General features: G+C 36.2%; 22 protein-coding genes and 1 rRNA gene. 15 read left to right on the plus strand and 8 right to left on the minus strand.

What is annotated here, in order from left to right:
• Positions 1–8 precede the first annotated feature (8 nt).
• Positions 9–326, plus strand: coding sequence for a YfhH family protein (locus BLV40_RS21250; RefSeq protein ID WP_090693694.1), 318 nt, complete (start codon positions 9–11; stop codon positions 324–326).
• Between the two features lie 63 nt (positions 327–389).
• On the opposite strand, the gene BLV40_RS21255 is transcribed toward BLV40_RS21250, so the two are convergent.
• Together BLV40_RS21255 and BLV40_RS21260 are read right to left on the minus strand one after the other, a co-directional pair.
• Positions 390–542, minus strand: coding sequence for a YpzG family protein (locus tag BLV40_RS21255; protein ID WP_000122139.1), 153 nt, complete (start codon positions 540–542; stop codon positions 390–392).
• A 58-nt stretch (positions 543–600) separates the two neighbouring features.
• On the minus strand, positions 601–759 hold the full coding sequence (locus BLV40_RS21260) for a small, acid-soluble spore protein K (protein WP_018767248.1): 159 nt from the start codon (positions 757–759) through the stop codon (positions 601–603).
• Between the two features lie 209 nt (positions 760–968).
• On the opposite strand from BLV40_RS21260, the gene BLV40_RS21265 reads away from it, so the two are divergent.
• A complete protein-coding gene (locus tag BLV40_RS21265; RefSeq protein ID WP_090693653.1) occupies positions 969–1235 on the plus strand; it encodes a YfhJ family protein in 267 nt (88 codons plus the stop codon).
• A 28-nt stretch (positions 1236–1263) separates the two neighbouring features.
• On the opposite strand, the gene BLV40_RS21270 is transcribed toward BLV40_RS21265, so the two are convergent.
• A complete protein-coding gene (locus BLV40_RS21270; protein WP_090693656.1) occupies positions 1264–2244 on the minus strand; it encodes a metal-dependent hydrolase in 981 nt (326 codons plus the stop codon).
• Positions 2245–2393: 149 nt separating this feature from the next.
• Between BLV40_RS21270 and mutY the strand changes: the two genes are divergently transcribed.
• Both mutY and BLV40_RS21280 read left to right on the plus strand, forming a co-directional pair.
• Positions 2394–3488: an A/G-specific adenine glycosylase gene (mutY, locus tag BLV40_RS21275; protein WP_090693659.1), complete on the plus strand. Its 1095-nt coding sequence runs from the start codon at positions 2394–2396 to the stop codon at positions 3486–3488.
• A gap of 115 nt (positions 3489–3603) precedes the next feature.
• Complete coding sequence (locus BLV40_RS21280; RefSeq protein ID WP_090693663.1) at positions 3604–8916, plus strand: lamin tail domain-containing metallophosphoesterase family protein; 5313 nt, start codon at positions 3604–3606, stop codon at positions 8914–8916.
• Positions 8917–8928: 12 nt separating this feature from the next.
• Here BLV40_RS21280 and BLV40_RS21285 read toward each other — a convergent pair whose 3' ends face one another.
• Entirely contained in the window at positions 8929–9153 is a 225-nt protein-coding gene (locus tag BLV40_RS21285; protein WP_090693666.1) for a hypothetical protein, read from the minus strand.
• A gap of 123 nt (positions 9154–9276) precedes the next feature.
• On the opposite strand from BLV40_RS21285, the gene BLV40_RS21290 reads away from it, so the two are divergent.
• From BLV40_RS21290 to BLV40_RS21305, 4 genes are all read left to right on the plus strand, one after another.
• The gene (locus tag BLV40_RS21290) at positions 9277–9564 is read left to right on the plus strand and encodes a gamma-type small acid-soluble spore protein (protein ID WP_090693670.1); all 288 of its coding nucleotides are present in this window, start codon (positions 9277–9279) and stop codon (positions 9562–9564) included.
• A 262-nt stretch (positions 9565–9826) separates the two neighbouring features.
• Entirely contained in the window at positions 9827–10081 is a 255-nt protein-coding gene (locus tag BLV40_RS21295; protein WP_026592529.1) for a YgaB family protein, read from the plus strand.
• 261 nt (positions 10082–10342) lie between these two features.
• A complete protein-coding gene (locus BLV40_RS21300; protein ID WP_026592530.1) occupies positions 10343–10873 on the plus strand; it encodes a nucleoside tri-diphosphate phosphatase in 531 nt (176 codons plus the stop codon).
• A 53-nt stretch (positions 10874–10926) separates the two neighbouring features.
• Positions 10927–12687 (plus strand): ABC transporter ATP-binding protein, encoded by a 1761-nt coding sequence (locus BLV40_RS21305; RefSeq protein WP_090693674.1) that lies wholly within the window; start codon positions 10927–10929, stop codon positions 12685–12687.
• 13 nt (positions 12688–12700) lie between these two features.
• Here the strand turns inward: BLV40_RS21305 and BLV40_RS21310 are convergent, their stop codons facing one another.
• From BLV40_RS21310 to hemL, 3 genes are all read right to left on the minus strand, one after another.
• A complete protein-coding gene (locus BLV40_RS21310; protein WP_090693676.1) occupies positions 12701–13789 on the minus strand; it encodes an aromatic acid exporter family protein in 1089 nt (362 codons plus the stop codon).
• A gap of 298 nt (positions 13790–14087) precedes the next feature.
• Positions 14088–18524 (minus strand): glutamate synthase-related protein, encoded by a 4437-nt coding sequence (locus BLV40_RS21315; RefSeq protein ID WP_090693679.1) that lies wholly within the window; start codon positions 18522–18524, stop codon positions 14088–14090.
• A 203-nt stretch (positions 18525–18727) separates the two neighbouring features.
• Positions 18728–20023: a glutamate-1-semialdehyde-2,1-aminomutase gene (gene hemL, locus BLV40_RS21320; RefSeq protein WP_139265591.1), complete on the minus strand. Its 1296-nt coding sequence runs from the start codon at positions 20021–20023 to the stop codon at positions 18728–18730.
• A 129-nt stretch (positions 20024–20152) separates the two neighbouring features.
• Between hemL and BLV40_RS21325 the strand changes: the two genes are divergently transcribed.
• From BLV40_RS21325 to perR, 6 genes are all read left to right on the plus strand, one after another.
• The gene (locus BLV40_RS21325; protein WP_026592535.1) at positions 20153–21166 is read left to right on the plus strand and encodes an ABC transporter ATP-binding protein; all 1014 of its coding nucleotides are present in this window, start codon (positions 20153–20155) and stop codon (positions 21164–21166) included.
• The gene (locus BLV40_RS21330) at positions 21159–21950 is read left to right on the plus strand and encodes an ABC transporter permease (RefSeq protein ID WP_026592536.1); all 792 of its coding nucleotides are present in this window, start codon (positions 21159–21161) and stop codon (positions 21948–21950) included. The genes BLV40_RS21325 and BLV40_RS21330 overlap by 8 nt, the downstream gene beginning before the upstream one ends.
• A gap of 4 nt (positions 21951–21954) precedes the next feature.
• Positions 21955–22740 carry an ABC transporter permease gene (locus BLV40_RS21335; RefSeq protein ID WP_090693687.1) on the plus strand — a complete coding sequence of 262 codons (786 nt, stop codon included), beginning with the start codon at positions 21955–21957 and terminating at the stop codon, positions 22738–22740.
• A gap of 70 nt (positions 22741–22810) precedes the next feature.
• Positions 22811–23215: a potassium channel family protein gene (locus tag BLV40_RS21340; protein ID WP_026592538.1), complete on the plus strand. Its 405-nt coding sequence runs from the start codon at positions 22811–22813 to the stop codon at positions 23213–23215.
• Between the two features lie 45 nt (positions 23216–23260).
• Positions 23261–23716: a thioredoxin-dependent thiol peroxidase gene (bcp, locus tag BLV40_RS21345; RefSeq protein ID WP_026592539.1), complete on the plus strand. Its 456-nt coding sequence runs from the start codon at positions 23261–23263 to the stop codon at positions 23714–23716.
• A gap of 316 nt (positions 23717–24032) precedes the next feature.
• Entirely contained in the window at positions 24033–24461 is a 429-nt protein-coding gene (perR, locus tag BLV40_RS21350; RefSeq protein WP_170833688.1) for a peroxide-responsive transcriptional repressor PerR, read from the plus strand.
• Between the two features lie 62 nt (positions 24462–24523).
• Here perR and BLV40_RS21355 read toward each other — a convergent pair whose 3' ends face one another.
• Positions 24524–24880 carry a YgzB family protein gene (locus BLV40_RS21355; RefSeq protein ID WP_026592541.1) on the minus strand — a complete coding sequence of 119 codons (357 nt, stop codon included), beginning with the start codon at positions 24878–24880 and terminating at the stop codon, positions 24524–24526.
• Between the two features lie 343 nt (positions 24881–25223).
• Between BLV40_RS21355 and BLV40_RS21365 the strand changes: the two genes are divergently transcribed.
• Positions 25224–25404, plus strand: a 16S ribosomal RNA gene (locus BLV40_RS21365); the annotation flags it as partial.

Consider the following 25404-nt stretch of genomic DNA (forward strand, 5'->3'; position numbering starts at 1 on the left):
AGAATATGATGAATGTGCCAAAACGCTATAGTGAAATGACAAAACATGAGCTAAGAGAGGAAATTGGCATTTTAAAAGAAAAGGCTGTGAAGGCAGAACAACTGGGTATAGTAAATGAGTTTGATGTATTAATGAGAAAAATAGCAATGGCTCGTGCTTACATGCTAGATATAAACGCATTTCAGATTGGCGAAACGTATGAACTGATAGAGGAACCGGGGGTATTATTTACGATTACGTATTTCAATGGAGTATTTGCTTGGGGACGTAAACAAAATGACACAGAGGAGATTGGTATTCCTATTTCGCTATTACAAGAGAGATAAAAAACCAGAGAGCCTTGGCTGCTCTGGTTTTCATTTTTGGTAGTTGTTAAAGGAGATAGGCATTTAAATTTGGCGTTTTCTCATTTCATTCGCTAAAATAATGAGAGACTGGGTTTGTTGCGTTTGTCCGTTTACTTGCGCTTTTGCATGTTTCGGACGCGCCCAGGTAGGGTTGAATAATTCAGAACGACGATCTAAATGATTACGGTAGCTCATCTTTATCACCTCATATAGGAAGTTAATTGCAATAACTCTTTAGAAATTACTATTGTTTTTACTCTTCCTGATGATTTGCGGCACGCATACGCTCTTGTGGGTGCGTGTTAATTGTGCCATTAGGTCTTTTCGAAGCAAAACGAGCTTTTGCTTTCGTTGGACCATCGATTTTGCTGTTGTTTTTTGATTCAGACCAAAATTCAGCTTGTCTACCCAAGAAGAACGCCCCCTCATTATTAATGATACTTGTTAAGAAGTATCGTTAATAGAATGTGCAAAATAGAGAAAATTATGCTTGAACATAAAATGAAACTTCTGTTGGCGATGGGAGAAGTTCATGAATGAGTGTATGCTTTTATTTATAATTTTGCTGTGGCAGTGAGGCTGCAGGGGAAAGTAGGAAATTAATTAAAGGAGAAATAAATAATGAATGATAAATATGAAGTATTAACAAAAGAATTACTTGAAAAAAATAGCTTTCTGTCTTATTCTCAGGCACGCGCATGGATTGAGCTATTGTGGGAGGACTTCCAAGTCACGTATGCAAAGTCTGGTCGTTATCAAGGTGAAGAAATGACGGAACAAATTGTAAGAGCATGGATTAATAATCATGGCGAACGTCTTCATGAAATTCGTACGAATAATCCGAAATACAGTCATTTGATTAATCAAGATGATCATTTAAAGCATTAAAAAAAGCGACCGAAGTTGGTCGCTTTTTTTAATGCGGAATCAATTCTAATTTTTTACGAAGTTTTTCTTCACTAAAAATCCATCCAGTGTAGGAATTAATGATGTTTAAATTTTGATCCAGTTGGACGATTGCAACGAATGGGTAATAGTCTTTACTACGGTACCGTAAATCGATAAAACGCACTTCATAATAGTTGTCGTAATCAAAAATATCCCAGCGATATACAGGTGAAAAAGATAAAAAAGCAGAAATGTTTTCATCTTTTTGTGCAGCCTGCATAATTTTATTATCTGGAAGTGGAATACGATTAAATTTATCATGTACCATAATATGGCCGCGGTGCCAACGCGCGACATAGTATTTGTCTCTTGTAGTAATTGCCAAATGATAATGATAAAAACGATAGGAAGGAGAAATGATGACTTCCTCTACATTTTCAAATCGTTTGTAAACGACACTTTTGATATTTTGTCTCATTACAATCCGACCAATATAGTAGACAAACATTAAAACATATGCAGCTAAAGCAGTATATCCTTTATGTGAGCCGACGAGCATGCAGGCGATAGCGAGTATGTGGATAAAGAAGATTACGGCATCGAATGTATTAATTACACCTAATGCAACCCACTTTTTTGTGAAAGGCCGTAATGCTTGTGTACCATAAGCATTAAAAATATCAACAAACACATGAAGAAAGACGGCAATAAATGACCAAAGTAGTAGATGGATATATGGAGCTTCTGTAAAGAAGGTAAAGGCAATTCCACTTATAAGGAAAGACCAAATAATAACAGCAGGAATGGAATGAGTAATTCCACGATGGTTTCGTATATATTTTGCGTTATTACGTAATTTTAAGACGGTATCAATATCAGGAATATTGGAACCGGCAATCGTTGCAAGCATAACAGCTTGTGGTCCGAAATCACTCTGGCTAATGGCCGGATCTAACGTTGCTAAACCACCTAATGTGACGCCCATAACAAGGTGAGTGGCTGTGTCCATGAAAACACACCTCCGTTTTTTATTAATGTAACTCTTTTTATTCGATATCTCAAGGCATTTGCCTTCAATTTCCTATATCATCTTACTTAAATTTTTTCCTAAAATCTTTATAATAGTACGTATATGCAAAAAAATGAGGGGGATCAAGTTTGACACTTGAAATATTAGATAATTTTAACATAGAGAAGTTTCAACATGATTTAATTAGTTGGTTTGAGAAAGAACAGCGTGACTTACCGTGGCGTAAAAATAAAGATCCGTATCGTGTGTGGGTTTCTGAGATTATGCTGCAACAAACAAGAGTAGAAGCTGTAAAACCATATTACGCAAATTTTATGAGAAAGTTCCCGACATTAGAAGCATTGGCATCGGCAGAGGATGAAAAGGTATTAAAAGCATGGGAAGGCCTCGGTTATTATTCTAGAGCTCGCAATTTACATGCAGCAGTTAAGGAAGTAAAGGAAGTATATGGCGGGAAAGTACCAAGTGATGTAAAGAAAATTGAAAAATTAAAAGGCGTTGGTCCATACACAAAAGGTGCGATTTTAAGTATTGCATACGGTATACCAGAGCCAGCTGTAGATGGGAATGTAATGCGCGTTTTATCCCGTATATTATCGGTTTGGGATGATATTGCGAAACCTAAGACACGAAAAGTATTTGAAGAAATTGTACGTGAAATTATTTCAAAGGAAAATCCATCCTATTTTAATCAAGGATTAATGGAGTTAGGTGCGCTCATTTGTATTCCAAAAAATCCAGCTTGTTTACTTTGTCCAGTTCGGGAACACTGTCGTGGTTATGCAGAAGGTGTACAGAAAGAGTTGCCAGTCAAAAGTAAGGCGAAAGCTCCTAAAATGGTACCACTTGTTGCGGGGGTATTGCAAACAGAGGATGGAAATTATGTAATTAACAAAAGACCAAGTACAGGATTACTTGCGAACATGTGGGAATTTCCGAATGTTGAAATCAATGGCGGGATTCGGAATCAAAAACAACAACTCATTGATTACATGAGGGAACAATTTGCCTTATCTATTTCCATTGATGAATATGCAATGAATGTCCAACATACGTTCACACATCGTACATGGGATGTATTTGTATTTTATGGAAAAGTAACAAGTACTATTAAAGAAACAGATACATTAAAAGTTGTATCTAAAGAAGAATTTGAGAAATTACCTTTTTCTAAATCGCATCGTACGATTTATGAAGAATGTGTGGAAAAACTTCAACCTTAATGGTTGAAGTTTTTTCGACATAAACATAACAATTACTTACAAATATTTCATATCCCCTTAACAAATGACAAATACAATGGAAGTTGTAATGAAAAAATTTAAAGGGGGATAGGAAATGCTAAAAAAAGTAATCAGTTCAGCAGTTATAGCGACCTTTTTGCTTCAAACAGTAGCTGGGTCAGGCTATATCACTTTTGCTGAGGAGAAGGAACAAAATCAGCAAGTTCTCATTTCAGAAGTGCATTATACAGATGATCTACGCTATATCGAATTGTATAACTCATCAGAGAAAGTTATGGACATGAGGAATGTTCAACTGAAGGTCAATGGAAAAGTGCTAAAATTTAAAGATGAAAATGAAAAGCAATCTGTACAACCAAAAGAAACGAAGTTAATCTTATTTGGAAATAATACAGTTAATAAGATTAATGAGCGTTATAAGACAGAAATAAAAGAAGATCAAGTTTTGTTTGCTACTGAGGATTTAAGTGATGAACAAATTAGAATTGAAGTAACGAATGAGACAAATAAAACGGTAGATGTCATTGAGACAAGAAAAGAGAATAAGGATATATCCATTCATTCTTTTTGGAATGAAACAAAGAAAGAAATAAAAAATGAAATACCATCGCCAGGAACTTATACTACATTCCAATCGCAGGGAAAAGAACCAGCATCTACAGAATCTCCACAAAAAAAGGCAGTTCAGTCAGATCCAAAACAACTAGAGCCAGTACCACCGAAAGCTGCACCTACAGAACCTACACAACCTAACTCTAAAGAAACGATAGAAAAGCAACCCACACAAAAAGAAAAGCTGTTACAAGAAACAGCGCATGTACCTAAAACGAAAATTAATGCACATGAAGATTTACCGATTGAACTTCAGTTAGCAAGTGTATACGATGCAGCAAAAGTAAACCTAGTATATCGTAGTGCTAACGGTTTGTTAATGAAAAAACTGGAAATGAACAAAGGTGAGAATAATTTGTATTCTACTGTTGTTCCAAATCTAGATGTTTGGTCTGATACGTTTACATATTGGTTTGAGATTGAACAGGATGGGAAAATGATCACATTTCCAGAAAAAGAACAATTTAAGAGTACTATTGAACATCAAACTGAAGATTACACCAAAAATGGGACAGTTATGATTACTGAGCTCATGCCAGATACGATAAATGTGAATGGGAAAGATGGATATGAATTTATAGAGATATACAATAATTCAAGTGAAGCAATGCAACTGAAAGACTATAAACTTATTTATAAGTACTCAGAAGCAGGAAGTGAAGATTGGCATTTTACAGAAAATGCGACAATCCCATCAAAAGAAACGAAAGTGTTTTGGATTAAAAATGAAGGAAATGTAGAGTTATCAAAACAAGATTTTATTCAAGCATACGGTGGAAATATAACGGAAGAACAAGTGCTTCAAATTGAATCAGACGGAATGTCTAATAGCGCTGGAAGAACCATTCAATTGGTTGATCAGTATGGAACAGTTTTATCATCTGCAACATATGAGAAATCGGATGTAAAGGTTGGGCAGAGTGTTACTTATACATACAAGCCCGAAAGTGTTGGAATGCAAAAAGTAGGTTTGTTTGAAAAAGGAACACCTGGTGTGCAAATACCATTTCAAGTACCGTTAGAGCCAGTAAAACAAACAGATCAAGTTGGCGTTACGATTGAGCATACGGCATCACCTACTCATACAGAGGCGGAAGATTTAACTATTACTGCAACGATTAAAGGTGGGGAAAATGTAGCTGTTTTGTATACTCAAGATGGCAAATTAACACACAAAAAATTGCAGATGAACAAAGAAGGAAATAGTGATATTTATAAGGTGACAATTCCTCAAAAAGAGCTATGGGGGAACTCATTATTCTATAAAATTGTCGTGCAAGGGAATCAAGAAACAATTGAAAAATCCTATGAAACAAAAGTAGAACATAAAAAAATAGATCCGCAAAGCGCATCGCCATTTTTGATTACCGAAGTGACGCCAGATACGACGAATGTTGGGAAAGCAGATGGATATGAATTTATTGAAGTGTATAACAATAGCGAGCAGGATCTTAATTTTAAGGATTATACAATTCGATATCGTTATCCATCTGAAGGACCAGAGGGGGATCTCATTTGGGGATCCACTCCCGATGATGTTGTAATTCCATCGGGGCAGTCTCTCGTATTTTGGGTTATAAATGGTGAAAATAATGAGAAGAATGTAGCCGATTTTAATAAACAATTTGGAGCGAACTTAGTAGAAAATAAAAATATTGTTAGAGTATATTCAAATGGAATGGCGAATGGAAGTGCCCGTGGCATTGTCGTTGCAACAAAGACGGGGAAAGAAATAGCAGCTGCTTATTACAATGATCAAGCAAACCAAGCTGATGTGAAAGCGAATAAGGGGATTTTATATCGCTATCCTCAAGATGGCTCACAAATTATGCAAAAGATTAGTAGTGCAGAGCATAATGCATCTCCTGGAACTGTATTCGAAGGGCAAGTACCGACTGAGCGGGTTGCTTTGAAGGCAGATGCAATTCCCCCGACAATTTCACATAAACCGGCAGAAGGGCTAATTTCTGAATTTCAAGATCATAAATTGAGTTTTTCTGTTCTTGATAACGAACAAGTAAAAAGTGTGAAACTATATTACAAAATGAATTCTAATGCAGAATATAAAGTAGAAAATTTAGTAGAGAATCATGTAGATAAACAATATCATTATACCGTTTACTCACCTGAACTAATTGGAAAAGAGAAAATAACATATTACTTGGAAGCCTCTGATGGCTTAAATGTGGTAAAAAGTGATATGTACTCAGTGCAAATAGATGGTGAGAAAGATAAAGGCCCTCTTCGTCTTAATGTAAAAGATGATGAGGTAGTTGCAAAGCAAGTCTTATTAAAAGGAACTTCATCGTCGGTTGGATCTGAACAACTTTCTCTTTTGGTGGATGGACAGAAAGTAGAGACGAATACATATCGCGCTTTAGAGAAGCCTGCCTATTTTGCTTTCGATGTAAAACAAACTGATTTGTATTTTAAAAACGCGGTTACGATTGGGAAGGACGTATTGCGTGTATTTGACGATACGTATAGTGACTATGTCACATTAACTGTAAAAATTGATCAATCAAAAATTAAATATAATGAACCGTTCAAAATTGATATTCGCTCTGGCACAAAAACGTCTCCATTTGATGATCGAGTTCAAGAGAACAAAGATGATTTTTATTTAAAAAATGTTCGCCTTGTATTAGCAGATGGAACGACTTTATATGATCCGAACTTTGCAAATCCAACTCAGGAGTTATCAGTTGGTGATGGAGATACATCAACACCAGTATTTACGTTTGAATTCAAAGTTCCAGAAGAAAAATTTATTTCGAATGCGTACTTATGGGATACAAAGCAAGTGAAGGACGGGAAACATCGAATTGCAGTGCAAGATGGTGTGAATAAAGAAACTGTTGCGAATGTAAAAGTTGATAATACACCGCCACAGATTTCTACTACAATACAGAATAAGAAATATAAAGGGAAAATTCCAATTGATGTAACAGTTACAGATGATATAGCAGGAATAAAGAGTAAAAAAGTGATTTTAGATGGGAAAGAGATTGAAACTCCATATGAAACGTCCTCTGGGAAATTAGCAGCAGGAAAGCATGAGCTGCATATGGAGGCGGAGGATCAAGTGGGAAATCGTCAAGAAAAAACAGTTATGTTTGAAACTTGGGCAGAAAATCCAACCGACCCTACTCCGATTGCACCTAAAGACGGAGAGGAAAATGTGAGTACGAGTCCGACACTTGAAGCAAAAGTAACCGATCCAACAAACGATGCAATGAAAGCAACATTTTATAAGGGATATGCGTATAAGCCGAATGATACGGAACATATGAAAATTACCGAAAATTCGATAGAACAAGAACCACCACAAGCTTTTGCTGTAAATGGTGAGAAAAGTTTCGATCAAGAGAAGTTAAGTAAAGTTAGTAAAAAAGATGGGGAATATTATACAACGGAATCAACAGAGAAATTTCCATATCATCGCTTTGACGTAACTGTTGCAGATGATGTGAAAAATGATGATACGGTAGAAATAAAATGGTATGGACATTCTCTAGAAGGAAGAAAAGTTACGATGTATGCTTGGAACTACATGACAAATAAGTGGACAGAACTTACATCGAAAATTGCTGGGGATAAGGACTTTGAATTAAAAGGTGCTGTAATAGCGAAAGAATATGTAAAAGATCAAAAAGTAAGTGTAATTGTGCAAGACCAAATCCCAAGTTCGCCAAACAAGTTTGATTACACATTTGTCTGGATGTCGGATACACAGTATTACTCTGAAAGTTATCCCTATATTTACAAAAGTCAGGTTGACTGGATTGCTGCACAAAAAGATCCATTAAATATTAAATATGTATTCCATACGGGAGACCTTGTTGATAAATCATATCAAGAATTTCAATGGCAGCGTGCAGATGAATATATGAAAGTGCTTGAGAATGCGAAAGTACCATATGGTGTGTTGGCTGGAAATCATGATGTAAATCATAAAGACGAAGACTATACAGCATACTCGAAATATTTTGGAGACTGGCGTTTTAAAGATAAGCCATTTTACGGTGAAAGTTATAAGAATAACCGTGGACACTATGATTTGATTTCAGCAAAGGGAAACGACTTTATTATGCTGTATATGGGATGGGGCGTCACAGATGAAGATATTCAATGGATGAAGGAAGTGTTACAGAAATATCCGAATCGAAAAGCGATTTTATCATTCCATGAATATTTACTTGTATCAGGTAATCGTAGTCCAATCGGCGATAAAATTTATAATGAGGTAGTTAAACCAAATAAAAATGTGTTAGCTGTGTTAAGTGGACATTATCATGATAGTGAGACACTAGTTGATGAAATTGATGATAATGGAGACGGCATCGCAGATCGTAAAGTATATCAAATGCTGGCGGATTATCAAGGAGGACCAGAGGGTGGACAAGGATATATGCGACTTTTACAATTTGATACAACTGCGAACAAAATGTATGTCAAAACGTATTCTCCATATTTAAATGAATATAATTTTTATAAACCAGAAGAGTATCCAGGAAAAGATGAATTTGAATTAGACGTTGATTTAAAACCTGCGATAAAACAAGTTGCAACAGACTATGTAGAAGTAAACGTATACACGAATGAAGTAATTGGTAAAGATGATTTTGTGGCAAATTGGCGCAACGCAAAAGTAAAATGGGAGAACTTAAAGGAAAATACGACGTATCACTGGTATATAAAAGCTGAAGATCGATATGGCGGTCGAGTAACTTCACCCGTTTGGTCTTTTACAACAGGTAAAAAGGGGTGGAGATGGAGCGTGTTCCCGAGTTAGGGAACACGTTTTTTAATCATAAGAAATTTTTGTACCGTGTGTCCAATCCGCCTCGTTTTTTTGAAGACCGCCTCGTGATTGAATTTCTTTTATGATTTCTTTATAAATCGTTTGGCCTTCTACATTTAAATAAGGCATGATTTGTTGCAAGGAATGGTGAAAATAAGCCAATTCATCTTGTTTCCATTTTTCTTTCGAAATCATAGATAGTTCCGTCATATCGCGTCCAACGTACATGTGTACACCTCCATCATATGTAGTTTGAATGAGCCAAGGAAGATATATGCGCCAATAAAAAAATAATTTTACGGATATCTTTTAGAAGGGTTGGTTACATTATTGGTTGTGGAGGTGAGAAAGATGAGTAAAAAACAACAAGGTTATAACAAAGCAACTTCTGGTGCTAGTATTCAAAGTACAAATGCTAGCTATGGTACAGAGTTCGCAACTGAGACAAACGTACAAGCAGTAAAGCAACAAAATGCGCAATCAGAAGCAAAAAAAGCACAGGCTTCTAGTGCTGGCGTTCAAAGTGCAAATGCTAGCTACGGTACAGAGTTTGCTACTGATACGGATGTACAAGCAGTAAAACAACAAAACGCAAAATCAGCAGCGAAAAAATCACAATCTTCTAGCACGAATCAATAACAAAGAAAAACACTTCTCGATTCAAGAGAAGTGTTTTCTTTATTTGCAGTGTAGTGACGAAAGACAAAGTTTTGTTACTAGTGAAGGTCTCATACTATTCAAATCGATTGCTTTGAGAATTTTGTTGAGAGAGGCGACATAACTTCTAATAAGTCAACAAATGTAGTCAAAGGAGAAGGAGTTGGGAAATTAGAAAATAGTTAATAGAGATATATCCCGTATTAATAGATAGTGAGAATTTATTTGAAACAGGGGGGAAATAATGAATTCATTTGATAAGTTAGTAGGAGAGCAGTTACAGACAATGGATGAGTTATTGAAATTACAAGCGCATTTAGAGAAGTACCAACAGATCGAAACAAATGAGCAGGATACGTATGATAAAAAAGATTTACATTTTATTCGTCAAGAAATACACAAAACGGAAGAAGCTTTGAAGCTTTTGCATGAAAAATTTGAGCGACAAACAAATGAAGTGATTCATTCTTTTGAAGCTGAAAAAATAATTTCTAACTAAAGAAGTGACGTGTTCTAATATTTTAGATGGAGAAGTCCTTTTTAAATTCATGAAAAAGGGCTTTTTGGTACATCCTGATTTGCCAATGAAGAGCAATTCATTGGCGCTTACGAAAGTTGGATTGTATCGGTTTAGTTTTAAAATTTTGACAAAAAAGTTATAATAGAAAAAAAGTGAATTCGGCTCAATACGTTTTTAACAGGAACGATAAGAGTTAAGACAACTTTAGAAGAGCGTTCACAGTGAAAGAAGGGAGCACGTATGGGATTTCCCAAAGAAGGAGAAAAAGTACAAATACATAGTTATAAACATAATGGCTCCATTCATAGAATGTGGGAAGAGACTACAATTTTAAAAGGTACACAAAGTCTTGTAATTGGTGCAAATGATCGGACTGTAGTAACCGAATCAGATGGTCGGACATGGATTACGCGTGAACCTGCAATCTGTTATTTTCATTCAAATTATTGGTTTAATGTAATCGGTATGTTAAGAGAAGAGGGAGTATACTACTATTGTAATTTAAGTTCTCCATTTGCATATGATTCTGAAGCATTAAAGTATATTGATTATGATTTGGATATTAAGGTGTATCCAGATATGACATATACACTTTTAGATGAAGATGAGTATGAAAAACATAGTCAGATTATGAACTACCCTCCAGTCATTGATACAATTCTAAAGAGAAACGTAGAGTATTTAACGCAGTGGATTCATCAAAGAAAAGGACCTTTTGCGCCAGATTTTGTAGACATGTGGTATGAGCGGTATTTAATGTATAGAGATTAGAACAAACCTGCAGGGATTTTCCCGGCAGGTTTGTCCTATTGAGGGGGGATTACATGCAGGGAATAAAAAGATATTTACAATTTGTAAAACCATATCGGTGGCTTATTACGATTACAATTATTATTGGACTCATTAAGTTTGGTATTCCGCTTATTATGCCGTGGTTATTAAAGTATATTATTGATGATGTCATTCAAGGTGGTGGATCACTTAGTGAAAAAACATCCCAATTGATAACGGCAATCGGGATTGCCTTTTTCATTTTTGGTGTACTGAGACCACCTGTTGAATATTATCGTCAATACTTTGCGCAACGTATTGGTAATACGGTACTTTATGACTTACGAAAACATATTTTTGGGCATCTGCAAAAGTTGAGTTTACGTTACTATTCAAATACAAAAACAGGTGAAATTATTTCGCGTGTGATCCATGATGTAGAGCAAACGAAGGATTTTGTTATTACAGGGCTTATGAACGTCTGGCTTGATACAGCTACGATTTTTATTGCAATCGTAGTTATGTTTTCTATGAATATAAAATTAACGCTCGTTGCATTGTTAATTTTGCCAATTTATGCAGTTGCGGTGAAATATTTTTTTGGGCGTCTTCGTAAATTGACGAGGGAGCGCTCACAAGCATTGGCAACGATGCAAGGTTACTTACATGAGCGTATTCAAGGGATGCAAGTGACGCGTAGTTTTGCGTTAGAAGAGTATGAAAAGGGACAGTTTGATAAGAAAAATAATGATTTTTTAACTAAAGCATTAACACATACAAGCTGGACAGCGCGAACATTTTCTGCGGTGAATACGTTAACGGATTTGGGACCATTACTTGTTATTGCGTTTGCGGCGTATGAAGTGATTCAAGGTTCCTTAACACTTGGAACGATGGTTGCTTTTATTGGCTATATGGATAGCTTATATAGTCCGTTACGCCGCCTTGTTAACTCTTCTACAACACTCACACAATCATTTGCATCAATGGATCGGGTATTTGAACTTTTAGACGAAAAGTATGATATTGTAAATACGCCAAATGCGCTTGAACAAAAAAAGCTTTTTGGTGAAATTGTATTTGATCAAGTTTCGTTTCGGTATAATACTGATGAAAAAGATGTACTACACCATCTTTCTTTCTCAATTCGTCCTGGAGAAAAAATCGCTCTTGTTGGAGCGAGTGGAGGTGGAAAGTCATCCCTAGCTAGCTTAATTCCAAGATTTTATGATGTTTCTAGTGGTGCAATTTATGTAGATGGTGTGAATGTGAAAGATTATAATGTAAGAAATTTACGTAGTCATATTGGTATTGTCTTACAAGATAATTTGTTATTTAGTGATACGATTCAATCTAATATTTTATATGGAAATCCAAAAGCAACGAAAGAGGAAGTCATTGCGGCTGCAAAAGCAGCACAGATTCACAATTTCATTATGAAATTACCAGACGGCTACGATACAGTTGTTGGAGAGAGAGGCGTAAAATTGTCTGGTGGGCAAAGGCAGCGTGTAGCGATAGCGCGTGTGTTTTTAAAGAATCCTTCTTTACTTATATTAGACGAAGCAACTTCGGCTTTAGACTTAGAGAATGAAAGGTATATTCAAGAGGCGCTTCAAATATTAGCTGCGGATCGTACAACAATTATTATTGCTCATAGGTTAGCTACCATTACACACGTGGATACAATTATATATATCGAAGATGGTGAAATAAAAGAAAAAGGTTCTCATGAACAATTAATGCAAAAACGAGGATTTTATTATAATTTATATCAAATTCAACATATAGAAGAAACAGCCCATTCGAAATAAATGGGCTGTTTCTTTATTCATCATCTTTTTTTTCATCGATTTGTAGTTCATTCTCTGGTTTGTGATACGTATAAAAACTATCTACAAGTAAATCAAGATGCTCAACTTCTTCACTGTAATTGATAATGGAAGAAATAAGAGGGAAGAGATGTAACCATATTTTATACGATTCTTCATCATCCTTATTTTGATAGTCCATAAATATATCAATTAATTCTTGCTTACCAGTTTCTACTTCATCAAGCATTTCAACAGACTGTTGTTTTTTTGCTTTACCGATAAATTTTAACAAAACTTGTTCATGATAGTGTGTTAATGAATCTAATTCATTTTGAATGGATTCCTGAAATGACTCAGGCATATACCTCAATTCATTTTCCGTGCGATGTAATGCTTTTAGTGTACTTAATGCACGGCTGGTTGTTGCTAACATTTGTCTAAATAAAACGAGCTTACGAATTTTTGCAAATTGTACTTTTTTCGTATAGCTTCTTTCTTCTTTGTAAAGCAAGTAGTAATGATTTAATTTAATCATTTTTTCTTTCATACGATCAATATCTGTTTTTAGTGTTGTAAAATCAGAAGCTTGCCTGCTATTCATACGAATCCATTTTACAATTTCTTCTGTATCATCAACGATGCGATGATATAGTTTTGTTTCGTATTTTGGTGGCATAAAGATTAAGTTTACAAGTGAAGCTGCAATAATCCCGACCATAATAGTTGCAAAGCGAAGCAAGGCGAAATCAAAGAAGTTTGCTCCTTGATATTCCATAATAGCAATAACCGTTACTAAAGCAATGGATATTGTATTTTCTAAACGTAATTGTAGTGTAATCGCAATAACTAATATACAAGTTAATCCAATGATAAAAGGATTGTGTCCAAAAGTAAATGCAAATCCGATAGCGAATACTGCACCAATTACGTTTGCTTGAATTTGTTCCAGTGCTGTCAAATACGAACGGTATACAGATGGTTGGACAGCAAAAATTGCTGAAATTCCCGCGAATACGGGACTCGGTAGTTGGAGCAAAGTACAAGCAAATAAAGCTAATGTAATGGCAATACCCGTTTTTAAAATGCGAGCACCAAGTTTCATACCCTACTTAATATCCTTTCTCTCTTGTCATAATGAATGTACAACATGATACTATACATTCATTACAATATGTTAGCAAGTGATATTTTAGTGATATTTTAGTCATATTCAAAAATCTGAGTAAAAATAGCCTTCGCATTTCTTCGTTGCTTCGCTAGTAGGGTAAGTTATGTATCCTTCCTTTTGAATCTGCACTTTAGTGAAAAAAGCCCGCTGAAATTTAGCAGGCTTTTAAATGATTATAGATACTACGGAATACTCACCTCATCGGTTTTAAACGAATGTAATTGAAATTGTATCATTCAGTTGAAATAGATGGATCTGCTTGTTCTTTTTTCGGAATGATTTCATAAAAGTGAAGCTGAATGTTATCTAATAACGGTGTTAAGAGAGCAACTTCTTCATATTGTTCATGCTCATTTAATACGCGAATGTAGTCTAATAATAATTCTGTAATGTCTGTTTCTCCATTTTTGCTAAGTGGACGTAATGTTACGTTTGCTCCTTTTGCGATTCTTCTTCGCAAAGCAGATTCTGTTAAACCGAGTTTAGGCTGATGGCGTAAATAAACGACACCACCGGTCATGCCTGCACAAATCCATGGACCAGGATCGCCAAGAACGAGAGCGCGACCATTTGTCATATATTCAAAAGCGAAGCCTTTAATATTTGCATGAACGCCAAGATTCCCATGTTCTTTTTCTCGAATTGGTTTTGTGATTCTCCCACCGATAATCATATCCGCTCCAGATAAGCGGATGCCAGCACGTGCATCGGCGTTACCTTGCACATATAAAGTTCCTTTTTGTGCACCGTATCCAAATCCTTTTCCGACAGAACCGTTATAATATGCTCCATCTTTTCCTTTTGCTTTTGTAATATAAATGCCGCCACCGAATGATGTTTTTCCGATGCCATCTTGCGCCCCTCCATTTACATGGATAAATAAGTTTTCACTATTGTAGGCACCTAACCCGTTTCCAGGAACAGAGCCATTTGTATATTTTAATGTAATTGGTTCAAGCGTATGATTGTCATATAATTTACTGCGAACGCGGTAGCATGATTCCAGACCACCCATTACACGTTGATCTACCCCAACACCAACTAGCTCTTTTGATTGGGAAGAGTCAGTTGTTACATAATCTTGTTGCTGTACTCTGTCTGTTATCGTGTGAGACGTACTTTCCAATGTTTGTAATAAATGTTGTAAGTCTAATAGTTCTATTCCTCGCGTTTGTTCTAGTAAATCAGAACGACCAACAATTTCTTGTAAGTTCGTATAGCCGAGCTCACTTGTTAAACGTTTAAGTTCTGTTCCGAAAGTAGTAAATAGGTGTAATAAACCTTCTACAGCTTTTTCCAATTGACGTGGAACAAAACGGCGTAGTCCATGTTCTTTTGCTTGTGCTTCTGATTCAATTTGTGTTGCAATACCAACATGACAAGTATCTAAGTGACAGCCCCGGCACGTTGTACAGCCAATTGCAATCATGGATAAAGTACCGAAGCCAATACGGTTTGCACCAAGAAGCATAACTTTTAGTGCATCGTTTACACTCCGAATACCACCATCTGCCCAAATTTCTACGTTCTGTCTCATATTTGCTTCTAATAGAGCGTTATGAGCAGCTTTTACTCCAATTTCAACTGGAAGGCCTACATGCTGAAGGGCATGAATACGTGCAGCACCCGTGCCGCCATCAAATCCGCTAATATTAATAAAATCAGCACCAGCCTTTGCGATTCCTACAGCGATTGTTCCAATGTTAGGGACAACTGGAACTTTGACAGCGACTTTTGCAAGTTGATTGGCTGTCTTAATTTCCGTAATAATTTGCGCCAAGTCTTCAATCGAGTAAATATCATGATTATTGGACGGAGAAATTAAGTCTGAACCAATTGTTGCGTTACGTGCTTCTGCAATTTTGGAAGTTACTTTTGAACCCGGCAAATGTCCACCCTCACCAGGTTTTGCTCCTTGCCCAATCTTAATCTCAATTAAATTTGATGAGTTTAACAGTTCGGCATTCACACCAAAACGTCCTGACGCAATTTGTTGACCACGTGTATGTGGATATTTACCAATCATATCTTTAATTTCGCCGCCTTCACCGTTTAAACTAATCATATTGAGACGGTCTGCTGCTTCTGCATAGGCGCGGAATGCAATTTCATTTTGAGAGCCAAATGACATGGAACTAATAATAAATGGTAAGTCATGATTTTTTACGCTAATTGAAACGTGCTCAGTTGACACTGGTTGCTCCGCTGCTTTCATTTGGATAAGATGGCGAATTGCAATTGGGTTCTTATCTTCTACTTCCGCTAATTTCTCACGATAATTATCGTAAGCATTCCCTTTTGCGACATCACCAATTGTTTTCCAAATGCGAGGGAATACATGAAATGTTTTTCGCATTCTAACTTTTGGATTGTTATAATCAAGTGCCCGGACTTTCGCATCTTCTGCTAAAGATTCAAGTGAAAACGCTACAGTACGTGATCCTAAAAAGTTTGTAATTTGCAGTATGTTTGCAATTTCTTCGTGTAAACCAATTGAAGAGAAGAGACGGCCATAACCGCGCAGTTCATGAATGCCGATAGTTGAAATCACTTTTTCAAGTCCTTTGTTTAGCGCTTTATATAAATTAGAAATTGGTATCGTTGTCCCATCGTTTACGGTTGCAAACATTAAATATGGATTAATAACATCAGCACCTAATCCATATAGTGTAACAATGTCATGTAAAGAACGAAGAGCACCGGATCTTACAACAATGGAGCATTTGCGTCGTAATTTATGTTCAGTAAGTTCTTGGTGTACTTTAGCTGTAACTAAATGTGGATCAATCCATAATTGTTCATTTTGATGAGCTTTTGCATCATCAAGTAATAATAGTGAAGCTCCTTTTTTGATAGCAGCTGTAGCTTCGGCGCTAATTCGATTTAATGCATCATGTAAAGTTTCCGATGCTGGAAAGGTAACGGATAACTTGTAGACTGTGCTATGAGTTGCAAATAGATGTATCAATTGTTCATATGAGGTGATTTCTAAATCTTCTGATACAGATTGTGCTAAAGCGCCTTCTATTATAATTGGTGACAAAAGTTCAGTAACAAAGGTTTGTTGTCCACCGCTAAATAAGCTAGGCCGCTTCCCCAGTACTGTACGTGTAGAGAAGTGTTCAACCTCCCTGTCACGGTCGATCGCTGGGTTTGTAACAACAGCAACACTCTCTTTTATAAAATCAGCGATGTTTCGTCTGTCTGGATCAAGTGCAGCTAGAGGGGCATCATGTCCGAGTGAACGAATTGGTTCAACGCCTTTTGTTGCCATCTGCTCAAGAAGTTGGATATGTTCACGATCCCATCCAAAAGCTACATATTGCTCTGTTTCAACTTGAGAAAGGTTAGATAACCCTTCAATTTTTTCCACAGCTGGAGTAGATAAGTTGAAATGATAATCTGAAAAATGAATGTGTTGTTTCATTCGTTTATATACTTCTTCTTGATATGTTTCATATTCGTAGAGAATAAGGTCACCTTGGGAGTTCCACTTTAAACCTACTTTTTCTCCAGGGGCAAGTGACTTTGGTTCTGCTACGTATTCAGATGGTGATACAACACCTGGTTCGGAAGAAAAGACATAGGAACTTTCTGTTTCAACTTTCCAAACAGGTCTTAAACCAAGTGAATCTACACTAAAAACGGCTTCATCTTTATAACGTGAAATAATGCCGGCTGGTCCTTGGGCGAAATGTCCCCATGCTTCACGAATATACGTATATAAATCTTGCATATGTGGCTCGTATAATTTAATCTCATTAATAATTGGTGGAAATAATATATCCATTGCTTCAAATAGACTGTAGTTGTAGCGAACGAGAAGAGTTTCTAAGGTGCGGTTTAAATCTTGAGAATCACTGCCTCCAGCAGTAAGTGGTACATCAATCATTTCGGCTTGATCACGTAACTTGGAAATTGTATTAATTTCACCATTATGCCCAAGGATGCTAAATGGTTGTACGCGAAAAAAATTAGATAATGTATTTGTAGAATAGCGATTATGTCCAAGGGTCATCGTTGATGCAATAAGTGGATGTTGCAAATCGTCATAATAGGCAACAAGTGTATCGCCAGCACCAAGAACTTTATACACAACATGGTCGTGGCTTAACGATGCAACATGAATTGCTGTATTTTTCTCTATATCGATCGTTAAAGCGAATAGTACTTGATTGATGTCTTCAGTTGGTGTTTCTGAAAGAATGGCAATTTGCCAAAATAAAGGTTCTTCTTGTTTACCAAGAGGACCAAGGGCATCAGAGTTTATCACATCATCACTTTCGAAAATAACAGTGAGATTTTTCTTGTTTAATTTATTATGAATACTGTTTTTTAAGAGTGTAGGATCTTCTTTTTTGTTTAGAAAAAAATGTCCAACGATAAAGTGGGGATGATCCACAATCGCTGGATTATATCCGCTATTTTTTAATTTTTCTTTCCAAAGGGCTTTCGGTAAGTCGATATGAACGCCAATACCATCGCCTTCACCATTAATAAAGCCAGCGCGATGATTCATTTTTACAAGTGATTGTATACACAGATCGATGTTTTCTTTTGTTGGCACATTATGTTTTTCCATAACGGAAACGATTCCACACGCATCGTGTTCTGCATTTACGTAATCTCGAAATAAAGACGGTGACCATTTATTTGTATTGTTAGGCATCCGTCAATCCCCCCTCTGTTGTGAAGTTGTGAATAATCTGATTTTTAAAAGGCATATATTGCCTTATAGACAACAAATGAATATAAAATTCGAAATAAAACAGATAATTATGAATAATTATACTATTGATGTGCGATTTATGAAATAGAAAAAAGAAAAAAATAGAGGGCATCCTCTATTTTTTTCTTTTGAATGTGTATTTTTTATGCGTTTGCTAAGGCAGCAAATGCCTTGCCGACAGCTTCGACTGTATATTCGATATCCTCTTTTGTATGTTCTGTTGTTAAGAACCATGCTTCATATTTAGATGGAGCTAAGTTAATTCCTTCATTAAGCATAAGTTTGAAGAATTTGCCGAACATTTCTCCATCTGTATTTTGAGCAGCGTCATAGTCTTCAATTGTATCTGTTGTGAAGTAAACAGTTAATGCGCCTTTTAGACGGTTTACTGTAATATCGATATTATGTTTTGTAGCTTGTTCTAAAATACCTTTTTCAAGCATTGCTCCAAGCTCATCTAGTTTTTCGTATACACCTTCTTGTTTTAGTACTTCTAGGCATGCGATACCAGCCGCCATAGAAGCTGGATTTCCAGCCATTGTACCAGCTTGGTAAGCAGGACCGAGCGGTGCAACTTGTTCCATAATTTCCTTCTTACCACCATATGCGCCAATTGGAAGACCGCCGCCGATTACTTTACCAAGTGCTGTTAAATCCGGTGTTACGCCAAGTAAATCTTGGGCACCGCCGTACATAAAGCGGAAAGCTGTGATTACTTCATCATAAATAACAAGTGCGCCAGCTTCGTGGACAAGCTCATTTACTTTTTCTAGGAAGCCAGGTTTAGGCTCTACAATTCCGAAATTCCCAACGATTGGTTCTACAAGAATAGCTGCTACTTCATGTCCCCATTTATCTAGTGCCTCTTTTAATGTTTCCACGTTATTAAATGGAACGGTAATAACTTCCTGTGCAATGCTTTGTGGTACACCAGCAGAATCAGGAGTACCAAGAGTAGAAGGGCCAGAACCAGCTGCTACAAGAACTAAGTCTGAATGACCGTGGTAGCAACCAGCAAATTTCATAATTTTTGTACGACCTGTATAAGCACGAGCTACGCGAATTGTTGTCATAACAGATTCCGTACCAGAGTTTACGAAACGAACTTTATCTAAAGCTGGCATTGCTTCTTTTAACATTTTCGCAAATTTTACTTCTAGAGCTGTTGGTGTTCCGTATAATACACCATTTTCAGCTGCGATTTTGATTGCTTCTGTTACGTGAGGATGGGCGTGACCTGTAATGATCGGACCGTATGCTGCTAAATAATCGATATATTTGTTACCATCTACATCCCAAAAATAAGCACCCTTTCCGCGTTCCATTGCAACAGGTGCCCCACCACCAACTGCTTTAAAAGAACGAGAAGGACTGTTAACACCACCAACGATATGTTCTAACGCTTCTTTATGTAATGCTTCTGATTTTGTGAATTTCACTACAATTCATCTCCTTACAAAAATCTATGTATTATTCTAACATGTTTTTCAAAAAGACGTATTGTTTGTGATAGGAATGGGAGTTGGGTAAACTATTCGTTGTGGTATCGAGGAAGGGAGGGGCCGATTATGAAATCGGTAATTGAAGTACAAGGATTACGCAAAGAATTTACAGCGTATTCAAGTCGTTCTGGTTTAAAAGGTGCATTTCGCGATTTATTAAATCGTAATTATAAAATCGTACCAGCAGTTAATGATGTTTCCTTTACTGTAAAACAAGGAGAAATGGTTGGTTATATCGGTGAGAATGGCGCGGGTAAATCTACCACTATTAAAATGTTAACTGGAATTTTAACACCGACGTCTGGTCAGATTATAGTAAATGGTATGAACCCACATAAACAGCGAGAAGAATTTGTAAGAACAATTGGTGTTGTATTTGGTCAACGTTCGCAACTTTGGTGGGATATTGCAGTACAAGAATCATTTCGTTTATTAAAGAAAGTGTATGGTGTATCGGACGCGCAATATAATGAACATATGGAGCACGTTATTGAAACGTTGGATATTGGGCCTTTGTTAGATAAGCCAGTAAGAAAGTTATCGCTTGGTCAAAGAATGCGTTGTGAATTAGCAGCGGCATTAATTCATAATCCACCGCTTTTATTTTTAGACGAGCCAACCATTGGACTAGATGTTCTTGTAAAGTTAAAAATCCGTGAGTTTTTAAAGGAAATGAATGAACGTTATAAAACAACAATTTTATTAACGACGCATGATATTACTGACATTGAAGCTTTATGTGAACGTGTGATTATGCTGGATGAAGGAAGCATTATGTATGATGGATCATTAGAAAAACTTCGTTCGCAGTGGGGAGCAGAAAAAGAGATACATTTTCAATTTACTGCACCTGTTTCATATCAACAATTATCAGCGCTAATGCCTGATGATCATGTAGTTTGGTCGCAGGGGAAAGAAGAATATACATGGATTGCGAAAATACCGAATGAAGAAGTTGTAATTTCTATGCTCATTTCCAAAGTGGTCCAAGCTTTTCAAATTAAAGATTTGAAAATTAATGAAGTGTCGACAGAAGAAATTATCCGTAATATTTATGAAGAGGGTATGATTCATGGGTAAGTATATTGAAATGATTCGGATTCGTTTTTTAATGATGCTTGCTTACCGAACGAATTACTATAGTGGAATTTTAATTTATACAATTAATATCGGAGCATATTATTTTTTATGGCAAGCCATCTACAGTGGGAAAGAGAATATTGAAAGCTTATCAATTTCTCAGATGACAACCTATATTGCTATTGCATGGATGGCTCGAGCTTTTTACTTTAATAACATTGACAGAGAAATTGCGATGGAAATTCAAGAGGGACGTGTAGCTGTTGAATTAATTCGTCCATACAATTATTTAGGAATGAAAGTTATGCAAGGTCTTGGAGAGGGAATCTTCCGTTTTGCCTTCTTTTCTATTCCCGGCATGATTATTGTTACACTGTTATTCTCATTGCAAATTACAACAAATTTTCAAACCTGGCTGTGGTTTTTCCTATCGTTAATATTCAGTTTTATTATTAATACGCAAATTAATTTAATGACAGGCATGCTTACTTTTTTCTTATTTAATAATAGTGGGATTATGTATGCAAAACGTGTGGTTATCGATTTATTTTCAGGTTTATTACTACCCATTAGCTTTTATCCTTTATGGGCACAAAAAGCAATGGTATTTTTACCATTTCAAGCAATCAGTTATATTCCGAGTATGATTTTCTCTGAGGGAATACAGGGAAGTAAGTTGTATCAGGCTTTATTATTTCAAATGATTTGGGCAGTTGTACTTATTGTTCCAATTGTGCTGATGTGGAAAACGGCGAGAAAACGCCTAATTGTACAAGGGGGATGATGGGATGCTGTATATAAAACTGTTTTTGCAATATGCAAGCCAATATATAAAAACGAAACTCGAGTATCGTGGTGATTTTATTGTTGGATTATTATCTGATTTACTATTACAAGCTGTTAATTTAATTTTTATTCTTGTTGTTTTCGGACATACACAAGCGTTAAAAGGATGGAACCGAGAAGAAGTTATCTTTATTTATGGCTTTTTCTTAGTACCGTTTGCTATCTTTTCTGCTTTCTTTAATATATGGGATTTTAATGATCGTTACATTATTAAGGGAGAAATGGATCGTGTTTTAACAAGACCGATTCATAGTTTATTCCAAATTATATTAGAGCGAATGGAACTGGAGTCTTTAATTGGTGCAGTTACTGGGATCATTGTAATGGGATATGGGGCAGTAGAGCTGCATTTATCCTTTTATTGGTATGATTACTTTTTGTTCTTGTTCATGGTAACAGGAGGTGCTCTTGTGTATGGTGGGATATTTGTAACGCTTGCAAGTATTGGCTTTTGGTCAGATGCGAAAAGCTCTATTATGCCGCTTATGTATAACATTGGGAATTATGGGCGATATCCTGTAAATATTTATAATCGTGTGATTCGATTTGTGTTAACGTTTGTATTGCCATTTGCATTTGTGGGTGTGTATCCAGCGGCGTATTTTCTTAGAAAGACAGAATGGAATAGTTATGCGTTTGCGACACCATTTGTTGGTGTGATTTGTTTTGCGATTGCAATCACACTTTGGAATCAAGGTGTGAAAAGATACCGTGGTGCCGGGAACTAAATAGAGGATTATCGGTTTCCATGGGATAAATTATGTATTGTCCTCATACATATAAGATGAGGTGGAGGACATGTTATGGGGACTTATTTTATTCATTGCAGCAATGGCTGTGTTAAGAAGTATTCAAATATTATGGAGCTCATACCCAGATTCGAAGCGTTTCTTTTCTTTGTATAATCTGACTGTATTATTTCTAATTTATACAACAGTACTTATCGCATTTGGATTAAGTTATGTTGTATTAGAGGAAAGTGGATTTTCCGTCTTAAGAGAAGACGGGAAAAGTTTAAATGTTCATTCTTTCCAGCTGGTAGAAGTATGCTTATATTTTAGTGCGGTTACTTTATTATCAGTTGGATATGGTGATGTAACCCCTATTGGAATTGGGCGCTGGATTGCAATTGTTGAAGCGCTGATTGGATATACTTTGCCGTTTGCATTCGTAGTTCGAACCGTGATCGACAATGAAAAATAAGATAACATTTGTTATAGTAGAAGGAAAAGACAAGGAGTGATAAAGATGGTCGCAGTAGGAGAAATGGCACCGGATTTTACACTAGAAGGAAGTAATGGAGAACAGATTAAACTATCTGATTTTCACGGCAAAAATGTAGTATTATATTTTTATCCGAAAGATATGACACCAGGATGTACAACAGAGGCATGCGATTTCCGTGACGCATACGGGTTGTTTCAAGAAAAAGATACAATTATACTGGGGGTAAGTCCAGACCCAGCAAATAGACATTTGAAATTTATTGAAAAACATGATTTGCCATTCTTACTTTTAGTGGATGAAGATCATAAAGTGGCAGAGTTATATGCTGTATGGAAGCTGAAAAAGAATTTTGGAAAAGAGTACATGGGAATCGAAAGATCTACGTTTCTTATCAATAAAAATGGTGAACTTGTAAAAGAGTGGCGCAAAGTAAAAGTGAAAGGGCATATTGAGGACATCCTTTCTTATTTAAATTAAGGTTTTGTATAAGAAGGAACTGAAAAAATTATTATGGTGTAAGTGCTGTGAGGCATGTGTCTATACACTTTTGCTAATGCCTCATACATTAAAAGAGTAGGGCATACCTCCTCAGAAGATAGTATTCCAAGTGCGATTATTTCGCACTTTTTTCTATGTGAATGTATAAAGGATGGACAAACATACATAAAAATAAGGTTAGGTGAAAAATAAACCACATAGTTACAGTTGAAATATTGACGATTGACAAGAAAAGGAGTACACTCTTTATAAGAATTATAAAATAATAATCCGTATAGAATCGGGGTGCATGACGGTGGTCAAAGAAGAATTAAAAGAAGCGCTAGAAATGCTGAAAAATACGGGTGTACGCATTACTCCACAGCGTCATGCTATTTTAGAGTACCTTGTGGAATCTATGACGCACCCAACAGCGGATGAAATTTATAAAGCGCTAGAAGGTAAGTTTCCGAATATGAGTGTTGCAACTGTCTATAATAATTTACGTGTATTTAAAGAGGTAGGGCTTGTAAAGGAACTAACTTATGGAGACGCTTCAAGTAGATTTGATTATGTTACAAGTCAGCATTACCATGTGATTTGTGAAAAGTGTGGTAAGATTGTTGATTTTCCTTATGGAGGTTTGGAAAAACTTGAAGATGAAGCTGCACAAGCAACAGGCTTCGTTATTAATAGTCATCGTCTAGAGATTTATGGCGTATGTCCAGAGTGTCATAAGGCGTAATATATAATGAAAAAAGAGACTGACGGTTACGTCGGCCTCTTTTTTCATTATATGCACCCATTTTATGCCTTGTAGTTCTTTTTATTGTACTTCTCATCAAACTCTTTTCCTTCTAGAGTACGATCAAGCGTTAAGGGTTGATTGCAGTGCATACATGCATCTACTCGTCCGAGCATTTTTGTAGGTTTGTTACAACTTGGGCACATGATTTGCACAGTTTTTGTAGATAACATACCAATCCAAAAGTAAACGACGGTGCTAGCGATAACTGCGAAAAAGCCAACCATCATAAGAATGGTCATAATAATAATATTTTCCCGGAAAAATACACCTAAGTATGCAATGAAGAGTCCAATAAATACTAAACTTAATGCGAAAGTCCGAATTTTATTGATCTTGTTCGAATATTTAATCCCCATTCCCATCACGCTCCTATAGCAATAATATAACATACAATTTTGAATTTTTCGTTTAAAAGAAGTGGCGGTCAGTAAAAAGATGAAAAGGAAAAGAGATAAGCGGGATGTGAAATTTTTTTATAAAAAGTATTGACCGTATATAACCTGCATGATATATTAATAACCGTCGCTGATGCGAAACAGCAGGAAGCGAAAAAGAAATTGAAAAACTTAGTTGACATCGAAATACAAAGATGTTAACATGAGGAAGTCGCAAATGAGCGACAAACGAGTTCTTTGAAAACTGAACGAAACAAACAACGTGAAACGTCAATTTTTATTTTAGATGCTAGACAAACTAACTTTATTGGAGAGTTTGATCCTGGCTCAGGATGAACGCTGGCGGCGTGCCTAATACATGCAAGTCGAGCGAACCGATTAAGAGCTTGCTCTTATGAAGTTAGCGGCGGACGGGTGAGTAACACGTGGGTAACCTGCCCATAAGACTGGGATAACTCCGGGAAACCGGGGCTAATACCGGATAA

Source organism: Bacillus sp. 166amftsu, from assembly GCF_900107445.1.
GTDB classification, from domain to species: Bacteria; Bacillota; Bacilli; order Bacillales; family Bacillaceae_G; genus Bacillus_A; species Bacillus_A arachidis.